The organism is Campylobacter sp. LMG 17559 (genome assembly GCF_024723605.1).
Classification (GTDB): domain Bacteria; phylum Campylobacterota; class Campylobacteria; order Campylobacterales; family Campylobacteraceae; genus Campylobacter_D.
The window spans coordinates 1-612 of record NZ_JANQCZ010000051.1 but is presented as its reverse complement, the minus strand read 5'-3'; the positions used below and the strand labels follow the sequence as shown (position 1 = coordinate 612).

General features: G+C 31.7%; 1 pseudogene. It reads right to left on the bottom strand.

Annotation, left to right across the window (positions count from 1 at the left end):
- A pseudogene (locus CAMP5082_RS08260) lies at positions 1–612 on the bottom strand (hypothetical protein); the annotation flags it as partial.

Below are 612 nucleotides of genomic sequence, written 5' to 3'. Positions count from 1 at the left end.
TTTTAATCTATCTAATTTGTGTTTTTTATAAATAAATTCTAATCTTTCAGGAGAAAAATAATAAGGTGCATTAGGATAGCCTTGAGGAGGAGTTAGGGCTGCTAGTTTGGCTTCTAAAATAAGAGAATTCATATATAGTTTTGCTTCTTCTTTAGTCCAATCATTGGGAATGTCTGTATTATAAAATGCAACAGCACCTCTACGATATGCCCACATTTCACGATTAAACTCTTTCCTACTCTCTGGAGTAGAATCTATATCTCTTGGATCTTTTAATTTACCTTTTAAAACATCATCATCTAAAGATCTAATAGCTTTACCATCAGCATCATCTGCAAATTCATATTCTGTTAAATCAATAATCCAATCCACTCCTATAAGTTCATCTAAGAAAGGAAGCATTCCAAATTCATCATAAGGAGGATTTTTAGAAAAATCTTTTAGCATTTGAGCTTTAAGAGGGTTTTTGTGTATACCATCTACTAAACCTCTATATGCATAAGAATCATAAAGACTTTTAAGGCCTTGTTCATGTCCTAGTTGTATGAGTAAAAAATTTATTGCTTGAGTTCTTGCTTTAAATCCTGTCATAGAAAGTTGCAAGGCTCCTAT